The 23897-nt window shown below is 70.0% G+C and carries 22 protein-coding genes; 13 read left to right on the top strand and 9 right to left on the bottom strand.

What is annotated here, in order from left to right; translation table 11 throughout:
* Positions 1-364 precede the first annotated feature (364 nt).
* Complete coding sequence (locus tag AB0D27_RS32380) at positions 365-1006, bottom strand: hypothetical protein (RefSeq protein WP_362515880.1); 642 nt, start codon at positions 1004-1006, stop codon at positions 365-367.
* A gap of 251 nt (positions 1007-1257) precedes the next feature.
* On the opposite strand from AB0D27_RS32380, the gene AB0D27_RS32375 reads away from it, so the two are divergent.
* The 3 genes from AB0D27_RS32375 (at position 1258) to AB0D27_RS32365 (ending at position 5357) form a co-directional block, all read left to right on the top strand.
* Positions 1258-2214, top strand: a complete 957-nt coding sequence (locus tag AB0D27_RS32375; protein ID WP_362515849.1) for a hypothetical protein — start codon at positions 1258-1260, stop codon at positions 2212-2214.
* 55 nt (positions 2215-2269) lie between these two features.
* On the top strand, positions 2270-3811 hold the full coding sequence (locus AB0D27_RS32370) for an amino acid permease (protein WP_362515847.1): 1542 nt from the start codon (positions 2270-2272) through the stop codon (positions 3809-3811).
* Between the two features lie 187 nt (positions 3812-3998).
* Positions 3999-5357 carry a peptidase C39 family protein gene (locus AB0D27_RS32365; RefSeq protein ID WP_362515845.1) on the top strand — a complete coding sequence of 453 codons (1359 nt, stop codon included), beginning with the start codon at positions 3999-4001 and terminating at the stop codon, positions 5355-5357.
* A 36-nt stretch (positions 5358-5393) separates the two neighbouring features.
* On the opposite strand, the gene AB0D27_RS32360 is transcribed toward AB0D27_RS32365, so the two are convergent.
* Positions 5394-6875 (bottom strand): M1 family metallopeptidase, encoded by a 1482-nt coding sequence (locus AB0D27_RS32360; RefSeq protein WP_362515843.1) that lies wholly within the window; start codon positions 6873-6875, stop codon positions 5394-5396.
* A gap of 216 nt (positions 6876-7091) precedes the next feature.
* Here AB0D27_RS32360 and AB0D27_RS32355 point away from each other — a divergent pair, with 216 nt between their 5' ends.
* Together AB0D27_RS32355 and AB0D27_RS32350 are read left to right on the top strand one after the other, a co-directional pair.
* Positions 7092-7238, top strand: coding sequence for an SCO1431 family membrane protein (locus AB0D27_RS32355; RefSeq protein WP_362515842.1), 147 nt, complete (start codon positions 7092-7094; stop codon positions 7236-7238).
* A 144-nt stretch (positions 7239-7382) separates the two neighbouring features.
* Entirely contained in the window at positions 7383-8078 is a 696-nt protein-coding gene (locus AB0D27_RS32350; RefSeq protein WP_362515840.1) for a TetR/AcrR family transcriptional regulator, read from the top strand.
* A gap of 54 nt (positions 8079-8132) precedes the next feature.
* Here AB0D27_RS32350 and AB0D27_RS32345 read toward each other — a convergent pair whose 3' ends face one another.
* Positions 8133-9374: a glycoside hydrolase family 18 protein gene (locus tag AB0D27_RS32345; RefSeq protein ID WP_362515839.1), complete on the bottom strand. Its 1242-nt coding sequence runs from the start codon at positions 9372-9374 to the stop codon at positions 8133-8135.
* 358 nt (positions 9375-9732) lie between these two features.
* Here AB0D27_RS32345 and AB0D27_RS32340 point away from each other — a divergent pair, with 358 nt between their 5' ends.
* Complete coding sequence (locus AB0D27_RS32340) at positions 9733-10905, top strand: acyl-CoA dehydrogenase family protein (protein ID WP_362515838.1); 1173 nt, start codon at positions 9733-9735, stop codon at positions 10903-10905.
* Here AB0D27_RS32340 and AB0D27_RS32335 read toward each other — a convergent pair.
* Positions 10868-11146: a hypothetical protein gene (locus tag AB0D27_RS32335; protein ID WP_362515836.1), complete on the bottom strand. Its 279-nt coding sequence runs from the start codon at positions 11144-11146 to the stop codon at positions 10868-10870. The two genes, AB0D27_RS32340 and AB0D27_RS32335, sit on opposite strands and share 38 nt — an antisense overlap.
* 197 nt (positions 11147-11343) lie before the next feature.
* On the opposite strand from AB0D27_RS32335, the gene AB0D27_RS32330 reads away from it, so the two are divergent.
* Positions 11344-12456, top strand: coding sequence for a hypothetical protein (locus AB0D27_RS32330; RefSeq protein WP_362515835.1), 1113 nt, complete (start codon positions 11344-11346; stop codon positions 12454-12456).
* A gap of 14 nt (positions 12457-12470) precedes the next feature.
* The gene (locus AB0D27_RS32325; protein ID WP_362515833.1) at positions 12471-13583 is read left to right on the top strand and encodes a phosphotransferase family protein; all 1113 of its coding nucleotides are present in this window, start codon (positions 12471-12473) and stop codon (positions 13581-13583) included.
* A gap of 13 nt (positions 13584-13596) precedes the next feature.
* On the opposite strand, the gene AB0D27_RS32320 is transcribed toward AB0D27_RS32325, so the two are convergent.
* Positions 13597-14034: a hypothetical protein gene (locus AB0D27_RS32320; RefSeq protein ID WP_362515832.1), complete on the bottom strand. Its 438-nt coding sequence runs from the start codon at positions 14032-14034 to the stop codon at positions 13597-13599.
* Between the two features lie 264 nt (positions 14035-14298).
* On the opposite strand from AB0D27_RS32320, the gene AB0D27_RS32315 reads away from it, so the two are divergent.
* The 4 genes from AB0D27_RS32315 to fxsA all read left to right on the top strand — a co-directional run bounded on the left by AB0D27_RS32315 (position 14299) and on the right by fxsA (position 18399).
* Complete coding sequence (locus tag AB0D27_RS32315; protein ID WP_362515830.1) at positions 14299-14739, top strand: Lrp/AsnC family transcriptional regulator; 441 nt, start codon at positions 14299-14301, stop codon at positions 14737-14739.
* A 47-nt stretch (positions 14740-14786) separates the two neighbouring features.
* Complete coding sequence (locus AB0D27_RS32310) at positions 14787-16403, top strand: amidohydrolase (protein ID WP_362515828.1); 1617 nt, start codon at positions 14787-14789, stop codon at positions 16401-16403.
* A 542-nt stretch (positions 16404-16945) separates the two neighbouring features.
* Positions 16946-17737 carry a polyprenol monophosphomannose synthase gene (locus AB0D27_RS32305; protein WP_362515826.1) on the top strand — a complete coding sequence of 264 codons (792 nt, stop codon included), beginning with the start codon at positions 16946-16948 and terminating at the stop codon, positions 17735-17737.
* Between the two features lie 80 nt (positions 17738-17817).
* On the top strand, positions 17818-18399 hold the full coding sequence (gene fxsA / locus AB0D27_RS32300; protein ID WP_362515825.1) for an FxsA family membrane protein: 582 nt from the start codon (positions 17818-17820) through the stop codon (positions 18397-18399).
* Between the two features lie 352 nt (positions 18400-18751).
* Here fxsA and AB0D27_RS32295 read toward each other — a convergent pair whose 3' ends face one another.
* From AB0D27_RS32295 to AB0D27_RS32280, 4 genes are all read right to left on the bottom strand, one after another.
* Positions 18752-19126 carry an RNA polymerase-binding protein RbpA gene (locus AB0D27_RS32295; RefSeq protein ID WP_003977404.1) on the bottom strand — a complete coding sequence of 125 codons (375 nt, stop codon included), beginning with the start codon at positions 19124-19126 and terminating at the stop codon, positions 18752-18754.
* A gap of 255 nt (positions 19127-19381) precedes the next feature.
* Positions 19382-20731 carry an MFS transporter gene (locus AB0D27_RS32290; protein WP_362515823.1) on the bottom strand — a complete coding sequence of 450 codons (1350 nt, stop codon included), beginning with the start codon at positions 20729-20731 and terminating at the stop codon, positions 19382-19384.
* Positions 20732-20773: 42 nt separating this feature from the next.
* Entirely contained in the window at positions 20774-21541 is a 768-nt protein-coding gene (locus AB0D27_RS32285) for a glycerophosphodiester phosphodiesterase (RefSeq protein ID WP_362515821.1), read from the bottom strand.
* Positions 21538-22236 (bottom strand): hypothetical protein, encoded by a 699-nt coding sequence (locus tag AB0D27_RS32280; RefSeq protein ID WP_362515820.1) that lies wholly within the window; start codon positions 22234-22236, stop codon positions 21538-21540. The genes AB0D27_RS32285 and AB0D27_RS32280 overlap by 4 nt, the downstream gene beginning before the upstream one ends.
* Positions 22237-22337: 101 nt before the next feature.
* Here AB0D27_RS32280 and AB0D27_RS32275 point away from each other — a divergent pair, with 101 nt between their 5' ends.
* Complete coding sequence (locus tag AB0D27_RS32275; protein ID WP_362515818.1) at positions 22338-23837, top strand: PLP-dependent aminotransferase family protein; 1500 nt, start codon at positions 22338-22340, stop codon at positions 23835-23837.
* Positions 23838-23897: the final 60 nt, after the last annotated feature.

Raw genomic sequence — 23897 nt, 5'->3', positions numbered from 1 at the left:
CCACTGTGCCGTGGACGGGAGTTGCATCGGTGCGCAGAGCAGCCGTCCGAAGGTCGCACCGAGAGGCATCGTACCTGCGGTGCGGGGGCGGGCCGTAGGGTGCCGCACACCCCGTTCCACGAGGTGGGAGCAGATGGGGCGCACTTCGCTTGGTGACCGAGGGTGAACGAACCGCGGCGCGCAGCGTCCGGAAAGAGGGGGTGTGGGCAGAACGAAGCCCCCGATCACGGGGGAACAACCGGGGGCTTCGCGACTGCGGGCGGCTTCGAATGGCCGCACATTCAGAACGTAAGTCCTGTACGGTCCCCCGGTCAAGCCGAGTTGAAGCACTGCGAGAACTTCTCACGCAAGGCTCTTCACGAGTTCAGCACATTGCGGATGGTCCGTCACCCTGAGTCATGAAGTGGTCCGGTCCAGCGGTCTCAACAGGTCCCAGCAGCACCTCGTATCCCTCCTGACACTGCCGCACCAGAAGATCCGCGAACGGTCTCGAGGGGTCCTCGGCGAAGTGCCGGCACTCGGCGCGGACCCACTCGGCCCAGAACTCGCTCTGCGTCTGACCGTCCCGTCGCCGCCCGCGTGTCCAGGCGTCCTCGTGCGGCAACTCCATCCACAGCAGTCCCGCGAGAAACGGGCGCAGCGCACGGCGACCCGCGCCGACGCCCTCCACGAGCACCACGGGCGCGGCCGGCAGCTCGCGGGCCGCGCCGAAGGTCCGGGCGGTCCAGTCGTACGGGCGGTAGCGCGCCGCTTCGCCGCGGAGCAGCGGTTCGATCACCTGGCGCAGTAGCCGCCCGGTCCACGCGAAGAGCTCCTCGTGCGTCGCGATGTCGTCGAGGTGCAGTACGGGCGCGTCGTCCAGTGCCGCGGCCAAGTGCCGGGCGAATGTGGTCTTTCCGGAGCCCGCGTGCCCGTCGACGCCGATCAGGCGGACGGGGCCGCAGGAAGGCGGCAGTCGGCGCAGCCGCGAGGCGAGGTCGTGAATGGCGCTTCCCGGGGGTGTGATGCGGTGGTGGCGGGGTGGGCATATTCCTCAGGAAGATTCTATCGGACCGCGTTCACAGCGGTTCCATTGGTACCGAATAGTGTCATATTGAACTAGTCATTGAACAATCCTCAAGAATTCCTTTCGCTTCCTCCATAAGCCGTGGACCTCACGGACCACCTATTTCGGAAACGCCGTTCCGGTTCTCCCTGATGCTGAGTAGGGTGCCTGTTGCGCAACTGCGAAGCGCCGTACGGGGATGGACGGGGAAGATGGCCGCGGGGTTATTCGAAGGGCAGTATGTGTGGCATCCGGCGGCCGACGACCGCAGACTCGCGAGCGTCTGCGTGGATGTCCGGGCCGGCCGCTATCTGAGCGCCCATGAGGCCCTGGCGGAGACGCGCGGTGACTTCGCCCTACGGGCCCACCGCGCCCTGGTGCTGGCCTCCGAGGCCGCCGATTCCGACCTCACCGAACGCTGGCTGGCCGAGGAGCCGACCCCGGAGGCCGCGCTGATGTGGGCGCGGGTGGCCGTGCTGCGGGCGCTGCGGGCGGCCGATGCCAAGGACGACCGGGCCGAGGCCCTGGAGCGGATCGCGCTGACCGCGTGCGACCGGGCGGCCGTGATGAACCCCGCCGACCCCACGCCCTGGGTCGCCAAACTGTCCATGGCCCGGCTGCACGACCTGCGCGACCCCGCCCCGCAGGGGCTGCTCACCGCGCCGCCCGGCCCTTGGCAGCTGTTCTCGCACCTCTTGCGCCTCGACCCCTGGAACCGTGAGGGCCACCACCGCTTCCTGGCGTTCTTCTTCACGCGCTACGGCGGTTCGGTGAACGCCGCCTGGGACGTCGCCGCCTTCCTGAGCCAGCGCGCTCCCGCCTCCTCACCGCTGCGACTCCTTCCCCTGGTGGCCCTGGTCGAGAGTTACGACCCCTCGCAGCTCCTCGTCGACCGCACCTGGGAGCAGCCCCAGTGGCGCTCCACGGCGCTGGCGATCTACCAGAACTGGCTTCCACAGGTGTCGGGCTACCGCTTCACCCCGGTCCTCGACCTGGCGTATCTGGCGCACGCGCTGTTCATGGCCCAGCGCGAGTTCGAGGCGCGCGCGGTCTTCATGGCCATGGGCCCCTACGCCTGCCGTATGCCCTGGAGCGTCTTCGGTGACCCCGGGGAGCAGCTCTCCCGCGCCCGCCGCTCCTGCGGTCTGCCCGTGCCGGCAGGCGCCTGATCCGGCCCGCCCGGCCCCCCCTTCTTCCGGTCAACCCCCCAGAGAAAGGTCAGCTGTGTCAGAACGGATATCGGTCCCGCGCGCGAGAGACCGCGTCGGCGAGGATTCCGTCGCGATCGACGACGACGCGACACTCCATGCGATGGGATACCCGCGAAAACTCACGCGCCGATTTCAGGCATTCGACAATTTCGCGATTTCCTTCACCATCATCAACATCATCTCGGGTATTTTCTCGTCCTTCGGTTTCGGCATGAACGCGGGTGGCCCGCGCGTTCTCGTGTTCGGCTGGATCGGCGTCTCCGTCATGGTGCTGTTCGTCGGCGCCGCTATGGCGGAGGTGGCGTCCGCCTATCCGACCAGCGGAGCACTCTATTTCTCCGCGGGAAAACTCGCCAAGCGCCACAAGGGTGCCTGGTCCTGGTACACGGGCTGGCTGAATTTCGTGGGTCAGGTGGGCGGCACCGCCGCCACCGGGTACGCGGCCGCCACCTTCATCCAGGCGTTCATCGCTCTGCAGTGGCACTCGTACGAGCCGACCGCCCAGCAGACGGTCCTGATCACGGCGCTGATCATCGTGCTGCAGGGTTTGGCCAATACCTACACGGTGCAGCTCGTCGCCCTGCTCAACCGGATCTCCGTGTGGTGGCTGCTGATCGGGCTCGTGGTAATCGTGAGCACACTGATCGTGATGCCCGGCGATCACCAGTCCGCTTCGTTCGTCACGCATTTCGTGAACAACACCGGTTTCACCAACGGCCTTTACGGAGGGATGCTCGGCCTGCTGGTCACCAGTTGGACCTTCACGGGCTTCGACGGCAGCTTCCACATGTCCGAGGAAACGGTGCGGGCCACGGTCAACGCGCCCAAGGGGATCACGCGCGCGATCGGCTATTCGGCGATCACCGGACTCATCCTCATGCTCGCCCTCGTGTACAGCATTCATGATTATGACCAGGTGGCGAGCTCCTCGGCGCCGCCGGTGCAGATCCTCATCGATGGGCTTGGCATGGGCACAGCAAAGGCCATCCTGCTGATCGTGATCGGTGCCATGCTCTTCTGCGGTCTGGCCAATCTGACCAGCAACACCCGGCAGATCTTCGCCTTCTCCCGGGACGGCGCGATGCCGGGCTCCCGCTGGTGGCACTCCGTCTCGCCGCGCACCCGCACCCCCGTCAAGGCCGTGTGGCTCGCGGTCGGCTGCTCGCTCGCCCTGGTCGTGCCCGGCTGGTGGTCGCACACGGCCTTCACCGCCATCGTCAGCGTCAACGTGGTCGGGCTCTTCCTCGCCTACGCCGTGCCGATCTTCCTGAGGCTGCGGCTCGGTGACGAGTTCCAGCCCGGTCCGTGGAACCTGGGCCCCTGGAGCAAGGTCGTCGGCTGGGTGGCCGTGATCTGGATCCTCGCCAGCAGCGTGCTGTTCATGCTGCCGCAGGTCTCACCTATCACCGGTGACACTTTCAACTACGCGTCGATCGCCCTGGCCGTGGTGCTGATCGTCGCCACGGTGTGGTGGTTCGCCACGGCGCGCCGCCGCTTCCAGGGCCCGGTCAGCTACGGCCGGCCCGACGAGGTCGCCGCGATGGACCTCATCTGACACCCCTTCGCTCGGCCCCGGCGTCCGCCGGGGCCGAGACGTCGCAGGTCATGCCAGTGGTCCCGACCAATATTGGTGGGCGCGGCGCGGGCCGAAGTGCTGGCAGAGGTCGCCTTCCGGCGTCCATAGTTGGCGCACAGCCGAGCATTGGGCCCGCCCGTTCCGGACACCTGGGGGTCTTCCACCCATGAGCAGAGCCGAACAGCCGTCCCGCAGAACCGTCCTGGCCGTCGCGGTGGCCGCCGCATCGGTGGGAGCCGTCGGCCCTTCGGCCGCCGCCGCTGCCGCACAGGGCCGCCCCACGAACGCACCGGCGACTCTCGTCGACAACCGCGCCTGGACCTCGTACACCGACTGGCGCAGTGGTACCGCCCAGGGCACCCGGGCCGTGCCGGGCGTCCGTCCCGGCCTGGTCATCGCCGCCCCGGCCGGCACCACGGACTACACCGACCCGCACACCGGCAAGACCGCCGGCTGGGAGTACGCGAGCTGGACCTCCCCGGTCCACCGGCTCGCCGTCCCGTCCACCGAGGCCATCGCCTCCTGGAACGCGCACACCCCGGCGGGCAGCTGGCTCCAGGTGGAGCTGATGGGCACGTACTCCGACGGCACGGACACACCCTGGTATGTGATGGGCCGCTGGGCGTCGGGCGACCAGGACATCAAGCGGACCTCAGTCGACGACCAGAGCGACGGCAAGAGCAGCATCTGGACGGACACCTTCGCCATCGACAACGCCGCCTCGGGCCTGCGCCTCGTCTCCTACCGGCTGCGGCTGACGCTCTACCGCACTCCGGGCTCCGAGATCACGCCCACCGTGTGGCGGCTCGGCGCGATGGGCTCCGACATCCCGGACCGCTTCACCGTTGCGGCCTCCACGCCCGCGCTCGCCCGGGAACTCAAGGTTCCGCGCTACTCCCAGGAGATCCACGCAGGGCAGTACCCCGAGTACGACAACGGCGGCGAGGCCTGGTGCAGCCCCACCTCCTCGGAGATGATCATCGAATACTGGGGCCGCGAGCCGACCCCGGAGCAACTGGCCTGGGTCAACCCGGACTACGCCGACCCGCAGGTGTGCCACGCGGCCCGCTTCACCTACGACTACCAGTACGGCGGCTGCGGCAACTGGCCCTTCAACTCCGCCTACGCGGCGACGTACAAGGACCTCCAGGGCGTGGTGACCCGCCTCGGCTCGCTCACCGACCTGGAGACGCTGATCGCCGCCGGCATCCCGGCCATAACGTCCCAGTCGTTCCTCAAGTCCGAGCTGACGGGTGCGGGTTACGGCACCTCGGGCCACCTCATGACCGTCATCGGGTTCACCGCGGACGGCGATGTGATCGCCAACGACCCGGCCTCGCCGAGCGACGACGCGGTGCGCCGGGTGTACAAGCGGTCCGAGTGGGAGACGATCTGGCTCCGTACCAAGAGGTACAACGCCTCCGGGAAGGTCGTCTCCGGTACGGGTGGGGTCTGTTACCTCTACTTCCCGGCGTATCCGTCGGCGGCCCAGCGGAAGGCGCTTGCCGCGGTCGGAGTCCGCTGAGAACGGGGCGGTCCTCACAGGGCCGCCCCGCGGCGCTCAGCTCTGGACCGGATTGACCACCCAGTCCGGGTGGTTCGGCATCGGCGGGGTCTTCGCGCCGTACAGCCACGGGTGCAGGAAGCCCTCGAGGTCCTCGCCCGCGACCTTCGACGCCAGATCGATGTAGTCCTGCGTGCCGGCGATCTTTCCGCGGTACGTGGTCACCCAGGAGCGCTCGATCTTCCCGAACGTCTCCTGGCCCACCTTCTCGCGCAGCGCGTACAGGACGAGCGCCGAGCCGTCGTAGCGCATCCGCTTGAAGAGGTTCGGTTCGGTCGGCTCGGCCGGGGCGCCGTAGTCGTGGCGCCACTGGTCGTGGTTGGCGTACGCGGTCTTCATGGTGTCCTCGAAGCTCACACCGCCGTGTGCCTCCGAGTACAGACGTTCGTAGAAGCGGGCGTGGCCCTCGCTGAGCCACAGGTCGGACCAGGTCTTGATGCCGACGCTGTCGCCGGTCCACTGGTGGGTCAGCTCATGTACCAGGTTCCGTTCGGCGCTGACCTGGTCGCCGAGCAGGTCGGCCTTCGGGATCAGGGAGAGCGTGTTCGTCTCCAGGGCCACGCCCAGGTCGGTGTCGCCGACGAGGAGGCCGTACCGGTTGAAGGGGTACGGGCCGAGCCGCTCCTCCAGCCACGCGATGTGGTCGGCGGTCAGTTTGCGGTACTGCTCGGTCGGCGCTACGAGGTCGTCCGGGACCACATCGCGGATCGGCAGCCCGTGCGGCCCGGTGCTGTCGACAAAGGTGAACTTGCCGATCGCCAGCTGCGCGAGCTGCGTCGCCAGCGGCTGCTCGGAGTCGTACGTCCACTTCACGCGCCCGTCGGCCTGCTCGGTGCGGTCGGTGAGCCTGCCGTTGGCGACGGCCTTGAGTCCGGCCGGTGTGGTGATGTGGAAGGTGATCGGGGCGCGCTGGCTCGGATGGTCGTTCGACGGGAAGATCATCTTGGCGCCGTTGGGCTGCGGATAGAGCACCGTGCCGTCGGGCGTCGGGATCCAGCCGTAGTCCTCGATGGCGTCGTCGCGATGGCGTATCTGCGTCGGGTCGGCGGTGTAGGTGACCTTGACGGTGAAGGCCTTGCCCTGGGCGAGGGGTGCCTTCGGGGTGATCACCAGCTCGTCACCCTCCCGCTCAGCGGTGGCCGTCCTCCCGTTCACGGTGACCGTGTGCAGGGTGTTGCCCGCGAAGTCCAGGTCGAAGCGGGACAGTACCTGGGTCGCCGTCGCACTGATGGTCGTCGACGCCCCGAAGGGTGTCTTCGGTGCCTGCCAGTCGAAGTCGAGCGTGTAGCGGCTCACCTTGTAGCCGCCGTTGCCGTCGAGCGGGAAGATCGGGTCGCCGAGGCCCGCCGCGCCGGGCGACGGGGCGGCGGAGGGAGAGGTGGCGGCTTGTGAGACCGGACCCGTCAGGGCGGCCGCCACGGTGATCGCCGCCGCGAGGGCGAGGCGAGCTCTGCGGCGGGGTGTCCTGAACGTGCTCATCGAAGACCTTTCCGTTGACTGACCGCTGTCCTGTGATGAGACGCACAGTCCATTCACATCGTTGTGGAAAACACAGGCATTCGAACCACGTCGAAGTGTCGGGCGTGACCAAGGTCTCTACCGCTGAAACCCGCATCGGTGGCAAGGTGGTCGGGTCGGTGGGGAGCCGACGGGACGCGGGGGGATTCCACCGCACCACTACGTCAGCGAGATGCCATGACCGCGACCTCCGCCACCGCCGACCGTGTCCGTGCCCGCACCGGCGGCCCCCAGGACGACGGCCCGAAGATCCTCGAGCACGTCATGGGCTGGACCTTGGTGGTGGTTCTGGCGATGCTCGTCACCCAGCTCGGCCTGCTGTGAGTGAGCCGACGAAGCCGTGAGCCGGGCTCGCGGAAGACGGCCCTTACGAGACCCCACCCCCTGTCGATCAGAGTCGAACAGGCAGGTGGTACTGGTCTGCCATACTGCGAACGTCCCGCCGGCAGTTGGAGACCAGGACCGGAATTGAATCACAGTCAACAGCGCGGTGTCGACCGCCCGCGGGCGCGCGGCACCGACCGCTCACTGGCGCGCCGCGCCGAACTCATCGCCATCGGGCGGAAGTTGTTCGCCGACACGTCGTACGACGCGCTGTCGATGGATGACATCGCACGGCAGGCGCACGTCGCCAAGGGGCTGATCTACTACTACTTCAAGTCCAAGCGCGGCTATTACCTCGCCATCGTCGAGGACTCCGTCGCGGACCTGATATCCAGGGCGGCCGACGGACGCGAACTGCCCCCCGCGGAGCGGGTGCACCGCACCATCGACGGCTATCTGCGCTACGCCGAGTACAACCAGGCCGCATACCGCACGATCATCAGCGGCGGCGTCGGCTTCGACACCGAAGTGCAGGCCATACGGGAGGGCGTGCGCGAGGTGATCGTCGAGACGATCGCCGAAGGAGCGTGGGGGTCCCCCCGCTCGAGCGAAGCCGGCAGTGGGGGAGGGCGGCGCGAGATCGCCCCGCTCCCGCGCATCGCCCTGCTCGGCTGGCTCTGCAGCGTCGAGGGCGCCACCCTCGACTGGATCGGCCACCAGGCGCTGTCGCGCGAGACCATGCGCGAGCTGCTGGTGAAGATGCTGGGCGGCGCGATGCGCGCCGTCGAGGAGATCGATCCCTCCTACCCGGCCCCGACGGCCGCACGCCGGGACACCTGAGCGCGAGGGGCGGGACCGAGACCGGCCCCGCCCCCAAATGCCATAGATCTAAGGCTAGTTGATCGACTTGATCAGCTCGCCGTTCGAGGTGTCGCCGCTCAGCTCCCAGAAGAAGGTGCCACCCAGGCCCTGCGCGTTCTTGTAGCTCATCTTGCCCGCGATGGTCGACGGGGTGTCGTAACTCCACCAGTTGTTCCCGCACTTGGCGTACGCCGTGCCGCCGACCGTGCCGGTCGCCGGGCACTTCGTCTTGAGCACCTTGTAGTCGTCGATGCCCTGCTCGTACGTGCCTGCCGCGGGGCCGGTCGCCGTACCCCCCGGTGCCGCCTGTGTGACGCCGGTCCAGCCGCGCCCGTAGAAGCCGATGCCGAGCAGCAGCTTCGAGGCCGGAATGCCGAGGCCCTTGAGTTTCGCGATGGTCGCCGAGGTGTAGTAGTTCGCTTTCGGGATGCCGGAGTACGAGTTCAGCGGCGAGTGCGGGGCCGTCGGGCCGGTCGAGTCCCAGGCGCCGAAGTAGTCGTACGTCATCGGGTTGTACCAGTCGACGTATTGCGCCGCTCCCGCATAGTCCGCCGCGTCGATCTTGCCGCCGGCCGTGGCGTCGGCCGTGATCGCCGCGGTGACGAGGTTGCCGCCGCCGAACTTCGAACGCAGCGCTGCCATCACGTTCTTGAACGCCGACCTGCCGCTGGTGTCACAGGTGTTGCCGCACGCGTTCGGGTACTCCCAGTCGATGTCGATCCCGTCGAAGACGTCCGCCCACTTGGAGTTCTCGACCAGGTCGTAGCAGGACTGGGCGAACGCGGCCGGGTTCTTGGCGGCCTCGCCGAAACCGCTCGACCAGGTCCAACCGCCGAAGGACCAGAGGACCTTGAGGTTCGGGTGCTTCTTCTTCAGCTTGCGCAGCTGGTTGAAGTTGCCGCGCAGGGGCTGGTCCCAGGTGTCGGCGACGCCGTCCACCGACTGGTCGGCGGTGTAGGCCTTGTCGGTCGCCGCGTACGAGTCGCCCATGGCGCACTTTCCGCCGGTGACGTTGCCGAAGGCGTAGTTGATGTGGGTCAGCTTGGCGGCCGATCCGGACGTCTCGACGTTCTTGACGTGGTAGTTCCGGTCGTAGACGCCCCATTCGGTGAAGTAGCCGACGACCTTGGAACCGGCCGCGGCGGCGGAGGTCTCCTTGGTCTCGTTCGCGGTCGCGGTGCCCGCGCCGGCGAGGAGCCCCGCGCCGAGGGCGGCGCAACATGCGGCGGACAGAAGCGCCCGAAAACGGGCGCGGGAGCGGTGCGGTCTGAGCATCGGGTCTCCTCGTGGGGGAGGGGAGCGTGTCGGGGCGATGGTGCTGGGACCTGCCGGAGGCCGGCCGCTGGGGCCTGCCGCTCATCGTTTGGCATGAACGCGGTGAAGCGTTGTGGGAACAGTAGGAGGACTAGACCAGTGCGTCAATGGTTCGGACCAATTTCCCTTTCTTTTAGTAAGCGGTCGTTAACTGGTGACTCGATGCCTCCGATCGGGCATACTCACAGCGCCACAGCCGCTGATCAGCAGGTTCCGTAATCCGGGACGGGAGCATCGGCTGGGCTAGGTGAGACCGGCGGAGCAGACCCACCCAAGGTGTGCGTCCGCCGATGTGCCCGACAGGGAGGAGAGCGTCACCATGCCCGACCGCGCCCCGCAGCCGGTGGACCGTCAACTGCCCACGGACGAGGCCCGGGATCTGATCTCACTCGTCCGCGACATCGCGCAGCGAGAGATCGCCCCGAAGGCGGCCGAGGAAGAGGACACCGGGCGCTTCCCGCGCGAGGTCTTCGGACTGCTGTCCACGTCGGGACTGCTCGGGCTGCCCTACTCCTGCGAGTACGGCGGCGGAGACCAGCCGTACGAGGTCTACCTCCAGGCCCTCGAAGAGCTCGCCGCGGCCCGCCTCACCGTCGGCCTCGGCGTCAGCGTGCACTCCCTCTCCTGCCACGCCCTCGCGAACTACGGCACCAAGGCGCAGCAGGTCGAGCACCTGCCCGCGATGCTCGGCGGCGGTCTCCTCGGCGCGTACTGCCTCTCCGAGCCGTCCTCGGGCTCGGATGCCGCGTCCTTGCGTACGAAGGCCGTGCGGGACGGCGAGGACTGGGTGATCACCGGCACCAAGGCCTGGATCACTCACGGCGGTGTCGCCGACTTCTACACCGTGCTCGCGCGCAGCGGCGGCGAGGGCGCCCGTGGCATCACGGCCTTCCTGGTGCCCGGCGACGCCGAGGGGCTCAGCGCCGCGCCGCCCGAGAAGAAGATGGGCATGAAGGGCTCGCCCACCGCGCAGGTCCACTTCGACGGCGTGCGGATCCCCGACGACCGGCGCCTCGGTGACGAGGGCCAGGGCTTCGCGATCGCCCTGTCCGCGCTCGACTCCGGACGGCTCGGCATCGCGGCCTGCGCCATCGGCGTGGCCCAGGCGGCCCTCGACGAGGCGGTGGCGTATGCGACCGGGCGGCAGCAGTTCGGGCGGCCGATCTCGGATTTCCAGGGACTGCGCTTCATGCTCGCGGACATGGCGACCCAGATCGAGGCGGGCCGGGCGCTCTATCTGGCGGCCGCGCGGCTGCGCGACGCCGGACGGCCGTTCTCCAAGCAGGCGGCCATGGCCAAGCTGCTGTGCACGGACACCGCCATGAAGGTCACCACGGACGCCGTCCAGGTGCTCGGCGGCTATGGCTACACCGCCGATTTCCCGGTCGAGCGCTATATGCGCGAGGCCAAGGTGCTGCAGATCGTCGAGGGCACCAATCAGATCCAGCGCATGGTCATCGCCCGTCACCTCGCGGGTCCCGAGTCGCACTGAGCTGCCCGTAGCCGTACATCGCCGACGATCCGTACCCGTACATCGCCGACGGCGCCGCGAGCCGGACCCACTCCGGGTCGTGGCGCCCCGGCAGGGTGCGGCCGCGGTCGGCCCAGGTGCGGATCAGGGCGCGGTAGATGGGGGGATCCTGCACGGGCTGGGGGCCTGGCGGAACCGATTCTGCCGGAGCGGGGACAAGAATCCGGCGTCGACGCCCGGTCTCGGAATATGTGGGGGTCATGCCGGGGCAACGCGCGGGCGGCCGGGCAGGTCACCCGTCCACGGAATCGACCGTGAGTTCGCGGCGAGCCCGTACGGGGACCACCGGCCGACGCCACATCTGGCCCCTCGCGGACTTCTGACGTACCGTCAACTGCGCCGCCGGTGGCCGCGCCCCTCCGGATGACACCAACTGCCGTGCGCCCAGGGAGGCTTGACGTGCCCGACGACCGCCCCGTTGCCCTCGACGAGTACCCCGTGCACCAGGTTCCCCTGTCCATGAAGCACGTCGCGACCGGTGACCGGAACGCGTACGACCGCTGCATCTTCCACGTCTTCGATCATCAGGGGCGGGCGCTGCTGATCGTGGGCCTCGGTGTCTATCCGAACGTCGGGGTGATCGACGCGTACGCCACCCTGCGGCTCGGCGACCGTCTGCACGCGGTTCGGGCGTCGGACGCGCTCGGCGACGACCGGATGAACCTCTCCGTGGGACCCCTGCGGATCACCGTCGAGGAGCCGCTGCGCCGCCTGCGCCTCCAGTCGGCCGATGACGCCCTGTCGTACGACCTCACCTGGACCGCCGACTTTCCGGCCCTCTGGGAGCCGCACCACATCCAGCGCCGCGGCGGGCGGCTCACTCTCGAGGGCCGCCGCTTCGTGCAGGCGGGCGGCGCCCAGGGCGTCATCCGTGTCGACGGCGAGGAGATCCCCGTCTCGGCGCGCGAGTGGACCGGCACCCGCGACCGCAGCTGGGGAGTGCGTCCGATACCGGGGGAAGAAGGCGGCCGGCTCGCGGACGAGAACCCGACAGAGGGGTTCCACTGGATCTGGTCTCCCGTCCGCTTCGACGACCGCTTCCTGATGGTCATCACCCAGGAGGACGCCGACGGCCACCGCTCGCTCAATGACGCGACGCTCGTGCGCGACGGCGAGCGCGACCTCCAACTCGGCTGGCCCCAGACCGACATCACCTACCGCTCCGGCACCCGCCACCCCACCTCCGCCGTCATCCACCTCACGCATCCGCTGGACCGCAAACCCATGGAACTGGGCGTGGAGGTGCTCACCTCCTCCCCGCTCGCCGTCGGCGCCGGCTATCCGCCCGCCGACGACTGGCAGCACGGCACCTGGCGCGGCCACGGCTGGACGGATCACGGCGTCCACGACCTCTCCGATCCGACCGCGCACCCCCTCGCCGCGTACGGGGTGATCGACCACGCCGCCCGCTTCACGCTGAATGGGCAGGTAGGCCACGGGATCTTCGAGCATGGCTCGTTCGGCCGGCACGATCCCAGCGGCTTCACCGGCTTCGACTCGGTCGCACCCTGAAGGGGGATGGCGAGATGGCCACGGCACCCCGCCCGCGTACCACCACCCGCGATCCGGAGGAACTGACCCGCCGTCTGTCCGCCTGGCTTCGCACACGTCTGCCGGGCGCCGCGGCGGTGAACGTGACAGCCCCCGAGTCCAACGGCATGTCCAGCGAGACCCTGCTGTTCGACATCGAGCACCCCGAACCGCCTCTGCGGTCCTGTGCGTTGAGGCTGGCGGCGGACCCGGCGGCGTACACCGTCTTCCCGGTCTACGACATGCCCCGGCAGTACCGCACGATGCGTCTGGTCGCCGCGCGCACCGATCTGCCGGTGCCACGCGTGCTGTGGCTGGAGGAGGACCCCGAGCCGCTCGGAGCGCCGTTCTTCGTCATGGAGCGTGTCGCGGGGCGCGTGCCTCCGGACGTCATGCCCTACACGTACGAGGGGAACTGGCTGCACGCGGCGAGCGAGGCGGAGCGCGAGCACCTGGAGGCCGCCTCGATCGGACTCCTCGCACGACTGCACGAGCAAGTGCCGGTGAAGGAGGCCGACTTCCTGGCACTGCCCGGTGACGACAGCCCGCTGCACCGTCATGTCATGGCCCAACGCGCGTACTACGCATGGGTGGTTGACGGGCTGTCACGCTCGCCCCTCATCGAAAGCGCCTTCGACCGGCTTGGCGCGCTCTGGCCGCGGGAGGAGGGCGAGGCGGTGCTCAACTGGGGTGACGCGCGCATCGGGAACGTGATCTACGACGGCTTCGCACCCGCCGCCGTCCTCGACTGGGAGATGGCGGCGCAGGCACCGCGCGAGGTCGACCTCGGCTGGACCGTCTATCTCCACCGCTTCTTCCAGGACCTCACCGTGAGCTTCGGCCAGCCCGGACTGCCTGGCTTCCTGCGCCGCGACCGCGTGGAGCGGCGCTACGCCGAACTCACCGGCCACACACCGCGGGACATGGACTTCTACACGCTGTACGCCGCACTGCGGCACGCGATCGTCATGCTGCGCGTCGCCTACCGCCAGGCGTACTTCGGCGAGGTCGCCGTACCCCCGGATCCGGACACACTGATCCTGCACCACGGCAGCCTGCGAGCCATGGTGCAGGGCAGCTACTGGGATGAACCGGAAGCCGGTCGCTGAGCGCGAGTACCGGTCAGGCGGCCTGGCGCCGCATCTCGGGGACCCGCATCGGGCGCGAGCCCGGGCCGCCCACGTGCGAGAACGGCTGCGTCCGCCAGTCGAGGCCCTGAGGAAGCGTCAACAGGAGGGCCGTGTCCTGCTCCTGGAGCTCCGCGGACTCGTCCGCGGGCCGTGCACCGGCCGCCGCTCGGCCCGTGCCCGAGCAGACCGTGAGCCCGAACGGATTCCACGGCGAAGCACACAACGCGTGCTCCGGCAGGACCTCCTCGTCCGCCAGGAGCGCGATGGGCTGCGCGCAGTCCGGGCAGATCACCCGGTACATCTCGAAGGTGTCGTACGCGTCGAACTCCTCGCCGTCCAGGGCGTCCGGTTCGACGCCCTCCGGCTCGGGTTCGACAACCGGCTGCTGCCGCTTGGACGCGGAACGACCAGGGCGCTTAAGACTCTGCATGGGATTCTCCCCCTCGGGTGGGCCGACAAGGCACTGCGGCCTCGACCACAGCAAGCACTTCCCGTCCCGTCTCTGCGGTAATCACGAGAACATCACGCACCCGGTTGCGGCCATGTGGCGTTCGTCACATGCCGCCCGCAGGTGCCCGGCCGGTGGATTTGTCCCCCGGGCGGCGCGCAGGCCCCTCTCAGCACATCACGAACCGGGTATGACCTGCGTCGCTGAGTATCCCAGGGGATCAAGTGCACTGTAGGTTCTTGCGTCATGGAGGAGCTGGACCGACAGATTGTGCAGCTGCTCGTCGCAGACGGGCGGATGAGTTACACCGACCTGGGCAAGGCCACGGGCCTGTCCACGTCCGCCGTGCACCAGCGGGTGCGCCGACTCGAGCAGCGCGGCGTCATCCGCGGCTATGCCGCGGTCGTGGACCCGGAGGCCGTCGGGCTGCCCCTGACCGCCTTCATCTCGGTGAAGCCGTTCGACCCCAGCGCCCCGGACGACATCGCGGAACGACTCGGCGGCGTCCCCGAGATCGAGGCCTGCCACAGCGTCGCGGGCGACGAGAACTACATCCTCAAGGTGCGGGTCTCCACCCCGCACGAACTGGAGGAGCTCCTCGCACGGCTGCGCAGCCTGGCGGGCGTGTCGACGCGTACGACGGTGGTGCTGTCGACGCCGTACGAGGCGCGGCCACCGCGGATCTGACCGACCCCGGCATCGGCGGGCCGGCGGGAGGCGCGAGACTGTTCCCCATGAGTGAGAGCACCGCCCCGTCGGACACCGTGCTGTTGCGCGGTGGAGAAGTCCACAGTCCCGCCGATCCCTTCGCGACCGCGATGGTCGTGGAGCGCGGGCAAGTCGCCTGGGTCGGCTCCGAGGGCGCCGCCGACGCCTTCGCGGGGGGCGTCGACAAGGTCGTGGACCTCGAGGGAGCCCTGGTCACCCCGGCGTTCACCGACGCCCATGTGCACACCACCTCCACCGGGCTCGCGCTCACCGGCCTCGACCTGTCCCACGCCCCGTCCCTGGACGCGGCGCTCGCCCTCGTCCGCGACTTCGCCGCCGCCCGCCCCGCCGACCGAGTGCTGCTCGGCCACGGCTGGGACGCGGCCCGCTGGCCCGACGGACGCCCGCCGACGCGCGCCGAACTCGACGAGGCGACCGGCGGACGCCCGCTCTACCTCTCCCGTATCGACGTGCACTCCGCCGTGGTCACCACCGCGCTCCTGGATCTGGTCCCCGCGGTCACCGCGCGCGCCGGGTACTCGTCCGACGGTCCCCTGACCCGCGATGCCCACCACGCCGTGCGCCGCGCCGCGCTCGGGGCCGTCACGGGGGAGCAGCGCATCGAGGCCCAGCGCGCCGCGCTCGCCCACGCCGCATCGCTCGGCATCGGCTCCGTCCACGAGTGCGCGGGCCCGGAGATCTCCTCCGAGGACGACTTCAGCGGGCTGCTCCGGCTCGCCGCCGAGGAGCCGGGGCCGCGGGTCGTCGGCTACTGGGCCGAGCAGGATGTCGAGAAGGCCCGCGCGCTGGGCGCGCTCGGTGCCGCCGGCGACCTCTTCGTCGACGGCTCCCTCGGCTCGCACACCGCCTGCCTGCACCAGCCGTACGCCGACGCCGAACACACCGGCACCGCCTACCTCGACAGCGCCGCGGTCGCCGCGCACGTGGTGGCCTGCACCGAGACGGGCCTCCAGGCGGGCTTCCACGCCATCGGGGACGCCGCGGTGACCTCCGTGGTCGAGGGCGTGCGCGCCGCCGCCGAGAAGGTCGGCCTCGCCCGCGTGCGCGCCGCCCGGCACCGCGTAGAGCACGCCGAGATGCTCACCCCGGAAACCATCGCGGCCTTCGCCGAGCTGGGGCTCACCGCCTCCGTGCAGCCCGCGTTCGACGCGCTGTGGGGCGGCGAGGACGGCATGTACGCGCAGCGCCTGGGCACCGAACGGGCCCGCGCGCTCAACCCCTTCGCGGCCCTGCTGCGCGCCGGTGTGCCGCTCGCCTTCGGCTCCGACAGCCCCGTCACCCCGCTCGACCCGTGGGGCACCATCCGCGCCGCCGCCTTCCACCGCACGCCCGAGCACCGGGTGTCGGTACGCGCCGCGTTCACCGCGCATACGCGCGGCGGCTGGCGGGCGGTCGGACGCGACGACGCGGGGGTCCTGGTGCCGGGCGCACCCGCCGACTACGCCGTGTGGCGCACCGAGGACCTCGTCGTGCAGGCCCCCGACGACCGGGTCGCCCGATGGTCCACCGATCCCCGTTCCGGCACCCCCGGACTGCCGGATCTGACCCCGGGCAACGACCTGCCGGTCTGCCTGCGCACCGTGGTCGGCGGGCGGACGGTATTCGTACGGCCTAACGAGTGATGTCCCGGGGTGGCGCGGCCCCGATCAGTGCTCGCCACGTCGTCTCGCGACCTGCGTATCCTCCGCACTGACCAGGCAATTGAGGGAAAGCCCGCAGGTCACACGGCTGTTGACAGCTGGCCGCAGGGGGCCGGTAGGTTCGTCCGGGTCCACCACCGGACGTCCGACCGGGGAACTTCCGCGCGGCCTCGAAGCGCCGCTGGGTCAGGGGTGGTGTGCCGCACCGGCGCACCGCCACTGGGAGCCAGGCCCAGCGCCCGAGCAACGAGGCGAGGGAACGTTCCGACAAGTCGGCAGGTGTGACCCGGGTGGGGCCCGGACGTTCAGTAGACAACGGCTTTCGGTCGGCCCGCAGCCAGCGGGTCCCTGGTCGGCCCGAAGGGCGCCGGGCCCCGATCCGCAGCACACCCGTTCCGCACCCGGGGCCGCTCGCTCTTACCCCGCTCTTGTGGAATCGACACCCCCGTACTAACGCGGCGACGCGGCAAGGCAGGGTGAGCGCACTATGGTGGAGCCCTGCGTACGGACACGAAGGGGCAGCAGTGAACGACGGCGACGGGACCCTCGCGGCAGGAGCCCAGGGGAGACAGTTCGGCCCGCTCGGCACGGCCTTGGTGATCATCCCGACCTACAACGAGGCGGAGAACATCAAGAAGATCGTCGGCCGGGTGCGAGCCGCCGTGCCCGAGGCGCACGTCCTGGTGGCCGACGACAACAGCCCCGACGGCACGGGCAAGCTCGCCGACGAGCTGGCCGCCGAGGACGACCACGTCCAGGTGCTGCACCGCAAGGGCAAGGAAGGCCTCGGTGCCGCGTATCTCGCGGGCTTCCGCTGGGGCATGGAGAACGACTACGGCGTCCTCGTCGAGATGGACGCCGACGGCTCCCACCAGCCGGAGGAGCTGCCCCGCCTGCTGACCGCCCTGAAGGGCGCCGACCTCGTGCTCGGCTCGCGCTGGGTGCCGGGCGGGCGGGTCGTGAACTGGCCCAAGTCCCGCGAGTTCATCTCCCGCGGCGGCAGCCTGTACTCCCGCGTCCTGCTCGACGTGCCGATCCGCGACGTCACCGGCGGGTACCGCGCCTTCCGCCGCGAGACCCTCGAAGGCCTCGGTCTCGGCGAGGTCGCCTCCCAGGGCTACTGCTTCCAGGTCGACCTGGCCCGCCGCGCCGTCAAGGCCGGCTATCACGTCGTCGAGGTACCCATCACTTTCGTCGAGCGCGAACTCGGCGACTCCAAGATGAGCCGCGACATCCTCGTGGAGGCGCTGTGGCGCGTCACGACGTGGGGTGTGGGGGAGCGGATCGGCAAGATCACGGGCCGCAAGCGCTCCTGACCCGGGCCCGGCCTCGATGCACAGCCAGTGTTGATCATCCCCTTATGCCGTACTGAGCCGCGCCCAGGCACACTGGGACCATGACGACTGGCGTTCCCACTCCCACGCACCCCGCGCGCCCGCGGCGCTCGCGGCTGCGCACCTTCCTGCCACTCGGCATCGCGGCGTGGCTGGTGCTGGAGATCTGGCTGCTGACCGTGGTCGCCGGCGCGGCGAGCGGCTTCACCGTCTTCCTGCTGCTGGTCGCCGGTCTCATCCTGGGCGCCGCGGTCATCAAGCGCGCCGGACGCCGAGCCTTCCGCAACCTCAGCGAGACACTCCAACAGCAGCAGAACGGTGTCTCCCCCTCGAGCGAGGGCGGCAAGGGCAACGGGCTGATGATGCTAGGCGGCCTGCTCCTGATGCTCCCGGGCCTGATCTCCGACGCCCTCGGCCTGCTCTTGTTGATCCCGCCCGTCCAGAAGGCCCTCAGTCGCTACACGGAGCGCACCCTCGACCGCAAGATGCGCGAGGCCGCCCCCGGCACCTTCGGCGACGCCTTCCACCAGGCCCGCATCCACCGCCCCGACGGCAAGGTGGTCCAGGGCGAGGTCATCAGGGACGAGGACGGGCAGGGACGGGGCGGCTCGGAGACGGGTCCGCGCCCTCCGCTGAATCGCTGAGAGGGCTCGAGATTTTCAGCCCGTCCGGCGTTTGGGGACGAGCGCGGAGCGCGACAGGGGGGCCGAGCGCGAAGCGCGACACGGGGGGTGTGGGGGGAAGCGCGACACGGGGGTCTGGGGGCGAGGCTCGACACGGGGGTCTGGGGGGCGAAGCGACATGGCGGTCTGGGGGCGCAGCCCCCAGGGCCGGGCATCCCCCACCGGCCCGCACCAAAAACAAACCCGGGCGGAGCCACGCCCCCCACCGCAAACCCGGCGGAGCCGAAACGCACGAGACCGCGGACCCCGTACGGTGAACGTACGGCGCCCGCGGTCTCGGCGTGCGTTGTATGCCGCCCAGCCCCCGGAGGGGCTACGCGGACTTGCGGCTGTCCCGCGGATGCACCGCGATGTTCATCGCGCCGGAGCGCAGAACGGCCAGGCGCTCCTCGAGGACCTCTTCGAGCTCCTCTCGGGTGCGCCGCTCCATCAGCATGTCCCAATGCGTACGCGCGGGCTTGGCCTTCTTTTCCTCAGGGCCGTCGCCGTCCACCAGGAGTGCCTGGGCCCCGCAGACCTTGCACTCCCACTCCGGCGGGATCTCCGCCTCGACCGAGAAGGGCATCTCAAACCGGTGCCCCTTCTCGCATGCGTACTCCACGGCCTGGCGCGGGGCCAGGTCGATGCCGCGGTCCGTCTCGTAGCTGGTCACCACGAGGCGCGTGCCGCGAAGAGCTCGCTCACTCATGAATCGTGCCTCCCGGGCTTGTCGCCCACAGGACAGGTGTCGCTGTCGTCGTCATCCGGTCAACGTCCGGTCGGCGGTAAAGATTCCCGTTCCGGGTCATGCGTCGCCGTCGTAGCCGCCCCTTGTTGTACCCACCGGCGCCCGGTTTGTCACATCTGGCAGCAGATGTCACCCAACGCTTCACTATCTTTGACGCGCAGTAACGGTACGCCTGGCAGGCCAAACGCGTACACTACCGGCCTTTGGCCCTGGGCGCTAAATCCTGTCCGGTACGGGGTTGCCCGCGTCGCGCACCGCCTGCCGCACCGGAACCCTCGCGAGCAGCACGAATCCGATGACGAAGAAGGCCACGAGCGAGATGATCGCGTCCCGATAACTTCCCGTCAGCTGGTAGGTCAGCCCGAACAGAAGCGGGCCGAGCCAGCTCATACCGCGGTCGCTCATCTCGTACGCCGAGAAGTACTCGGCCTCCTTGCCGCCCGGCACGAGGTGCGAGAAAAGGGAGCGCGACAGGGCCTGGCTGCCGCCCAGGACCAGACCGATGCCGGCGGCGAGGACGAAGAACCACACGGGCGCGCCTGCAGGCAGGAAGTATCCGGCACCGAGCGTCACCGTCCAGGCGACGAGCGAGCCGAGGATCGTACGTTTCGCGCCGTAGGTGCGGGCCAGCCGCCCCATGCCCAGGGCGCCCCCGACGGCGAGCACCTGGACCAGCAGGACGGCCACGATCAGCGTCGACTGGCTCAGGCCCAGCTCCTCGGAGCCGTACACCGACGCCTGTGAGATGACCGTTTGGATGCCGTCGTTGTAGACGAGGTACGCGAGCAGGAAGGCGAGCGTGAGCGGTTTGCCCCGCATGTCGCGCACCGTGGCGGCCAGCTGCCGCCAGCCGTGCACGGACGCCGTCCCGGCAGGGGACGTACGGCGGTCGCGCAGCCGCTTGAGCGGTACGAGGGTGAAGGCGCCCCACCAGACACCCGCCGAGGCCAGGCAGATGCGGACGGCCGTCGACTCGGAGACCCCGAAGGTGTCATGGCCCGAGAACAGGATCAGGTTCGCGACCAGCACCAGGGAGCCCGCCGCGTAGCCGAAGGCCCAGCCGCGGGAGGAGACCGCGTCGCGTTCCTCGGGCGGGGCGATCTGCGGCAGGTAGGAGTTGTACAGGACCATCGACACGGCCACCGAGGCGTTCGCGACGATCAGCAGCAGTCCGCCCAGCAGATAGCGGTCGCCGTCCAGGAAGAACATGCCCGTGGTGGCCGCGGCGCCCAGATAGGCGGCGGCCGCGAGCAGCGGCTTCTTGCGGCCGGTGCGGTCGGCGGCCGCACCCGCCATCGGCATCACGAAGATCGACAGGATGACCGAGGCGGAGACCGTGTACGCGAAGAAGGAACCGGCGCGGACCGGAATGCCCAGAGGGTGGACGAATCCGTCCGCGTCCGCCGCGTGTTTGGCGACCGATGTCAGATAGGGGCCGAGGAAGACGGTCAGCACGCTCGTCGAGTAGACGGAGCACGCCCAGTCGTAGAAGTACCAGCCGCGTTGCTCGCGCCGCCGGTCGGCGGCCTCGTCCGCCACCTCTGATCGCACGGTATCCGCGCTCATCCGTGCCCCTCGCTTCCCCGTGAACGGACCGCGCGAGGAGGCTCAGAACCAGGTGCCCCGGTCTTCCAGGACCTTGCGCAGCGTGTCGATGTGATCGGTCATGATGCCATCGACTCCCAGGTCCAGGAGCCGGTGCATACGTTCCGGTGCGTTCACGGTCCACACGTGCACCTGCAGCCCACTCGCGTGGGCGGTCCGTATGAAGCGGTGGTCGACCACCAGCACGCCCGACTGGGACTCGGGGACCTGGGCGGCGACGGCCGAACGGCGCAGGGCGGCCGGCATGCCCCACGAGCGCAGCCGCAGATTGAGTACGCCGCGGGTGCCGTACGACGTCGCCAGGCGCGGCCCGGCCAGGCGCTGGGCGCGGGAGACGCGCGCCTCGGAGAAGGAACCGAGGCAGACGCGGCTCCAGGCGCCCGTGCGGTCGATCAGGTCGAGCAGCGGCTGCAGAGCAGGTTCGGCCTTGACGTCGATGTTCCAGCGCGCCTCGGGGAAGGTCTCGAGGAGTTCTTCGAAGAGGGGAACCGGCTCTTTGCCCGCCACGCGCGCGTGGCGCACGTCGTCCCAGGGGAGGTCCCCGATCCGGCCCGCGCCGTCCGTCATCCGGTCGAGGGTCGCGTCGTGGAAGGCGACGAGCCTGCCGTCCGCCGTCGCGTGCACATCCGTCTCCAGATAGCGGTAGCCCGCCTCCACCGCGCGCCGGAACTGGGCCAGGGTGTTCTCCAGACCGTCCGCCGCCCCGCCGCGGTGCGCGAAGGCGATCGGGCCGGGGTGGTCGAGGTAGGGATGGCGTATGCGCGGGCTCACCCGGGCAGTATCGCTCGCTCCGGTTGACCGGCGGCAACGACGGTGCTGCCGACCGGTGCCGTGCGGACGGCGAACACGCGCAGGAACAGCTGTGCGAGAGGACCGATCGCGACGGCGTACAGCACCGTGCCGACGCCGACTGTGCCACCGAGCGCGAAGCCGGTGGCGACGACCACCACCTCCAGGACCGTGCGCACCAGACGGATCGAGCGGCCCGTACGCCGGTGCAGGCCCGTCATCAGGCCGTCGCGCGGCCCCGGGCCGAAGTCGGCCGAGATGTAGAGGCCGGTCGCCACGCCGTTGAGCAGGATGCCCGTGACGAGCAGCGGGATCCGTATCGCCAGGCTGTGCGCGTCCGGAACCAGCGCGAGCGTGCCGTCCATGGCGATGCCGACCACGAAGACATTGGAGACCGTGCCGAGACCGGGACGCTGGCGCAGCGGGATCCACAGGAGCAGCACCGCAGCGCCCACGATGATCGAGACCACGCCGATCGTCAGGCCGGTCAGTTCGGCGAGACCCTGGTGCAGCACGTTCCAGGGCTCCAGGCCGAGGCCCGACTCCACGAGCAGAGCCGAACTGGCGCCGTACAGTGCCAGGCCTGCGTACAGCTGGACGAGGCGGCGTGGGAGCCGCCGGGGGCCGGAGGGCGTCGGGTTCTCGGAGCGTGCGGCGCCGTCGGCGGGTGTGGACAAGAGATGCCCCCTGTAGTGGTGGTAGTGGCCTGGCGCATGACATTCTGTGGCTTGGTTGAAGATGTCATCCAAGGCCAATTCAGAGAAGGTGGACTGGGATCATGGCGCAGTGGACTTCGGCGATGGGTGCCGCACAGCTCGCCCGGCTGCTCAACTCCCAGCAGGAGCGCCCCGCCGGCCCGGGCACCCGTCGTCCGCCCGCCTATCGCGCGCTCGCCGACGGCATTCGGCTGCTCGTACTGGAGGGCCGGGTGCCGGTCGCCGCGCGGCTGCCCGCCGAACGCGAGCTGGCACTGTCCCTGTCCGTCAGCCGTACGACGGTCGCCGCCGCCTACGAGGCACTGCGGGCCGAGGGTTTCCTGGAGTCCCGACGCGGAGCGGGCAGCTGGACCGCCGTACCGGCGGGGAACCCGCTGCCCGCGCGCGGCCTGGAGCCGCTGCCGCCCGAGGCCGTCGGATCCATGATCGACCTCGGCTGCGCGGCGCTCCCCGCCCCCGAGCCGTGGCTGACCCGCGGGGTGCAGGGCGCCCTGGAGGAGCTGTCGCCGTACGCGCACACGCACGGCGACTATCCCGCCGGACTGCCCGCGCTGCGCTCGATGCTCGCCGAGCGGTACACCGCCCGCGGTATCCCCACCATGCCCGAGCAGATCATGGTGACCACCGGGGCCATGGGCGCGATCGACGCGATCTGTCACCTGTTCGCCGGACGCGGCGAGCGCATCGCCGTCGAGTCGCCCTCGTACGCCAACATCCTCCAGCTGATGCGCGAGGCCGGCGCCCGCCTCGTCCCCGTCGCCATGGCGGAGGGGCTCGCCGGGTGGGACATGGACCGCTGGCGCCAGGTCCTGCGCGACGCGGCGCCCCGCCTCGCCTACGTGGTCGCCGACTTCCACAACCCCACCGGCGCCCTCGCCGGCGAGGACCAGCGGCGTGGGCTTGTCGAGGCGGCGCGTTCCGCGGGCACCGTGCTGGTCGTCGACGAGACCATGAGCGAACTGAGCCTGGAGGAGGGTCTGGAAATGCCGCGCCCCGTGTGCGGCTTCGATCCCGCCGGCTCGACCGTGATCACCGTCGGGTCCGCGAGCAAGGCCTTCTGGGCGGGCATGCGGATCGGCTGGGTGCGGGCCGCGCCCGACGTCATCCGCAGCTTGGTCGCCGCGCGCGCGTATGCCGACCTGGGCACACCGGTGGTCGAGCAGCTCGCTGTGAACTGGCTGCTCAGCACCGGGGGCTGGGAGCAGGCTGTGCGCATCCGGCGGAGCCAGGCCCGGGAGAACCGCGACGCCCTCGTCGCCGCCGTACGACGGGAGCTGCCCGGGTGGGAGTTCGACGTACCGAAGGGCGGGCTCACGCTGTGGGTACGCACCGGTGGACTCTCCGGCTCGCGCCTCGCCGAGGTCGGCGAACGCGTGGGCGTGCGCGTGCCTTCCGGGCCGCGTTTCGGGGTGGACGGCGCCTTCGAGGGGTATGTGCGGCTGCCGTTCACCGTGGGCGGTGCGGTGGCCGAGGAGGCGGCGGTGCGGTTGGCCGCGGCGGCGCGGTTGGTGGAAACGGGAGCGAGCGGGGGAAGTGAGGCGCCGCGCACGTTCGTGGCCTAGTTTCAGCCCCTCCGGCGCTTGTGGAGCGGGGGTTTGGGGGCGGAGCCCCCAAGGACGATG

The organism is Streptomyces sp. NPDC048415, assembly GCF_040651675.1.
Lineage (GTDB): Bacteria > Actinomycetota > Actinomycetes > Streptomycetales > Streptomycetaceae > Streptomyces.
Note: the sequence above shows the minus strand (reverse complement) of the source record. Positions and strands in the feature narration are given on the sequence as shown.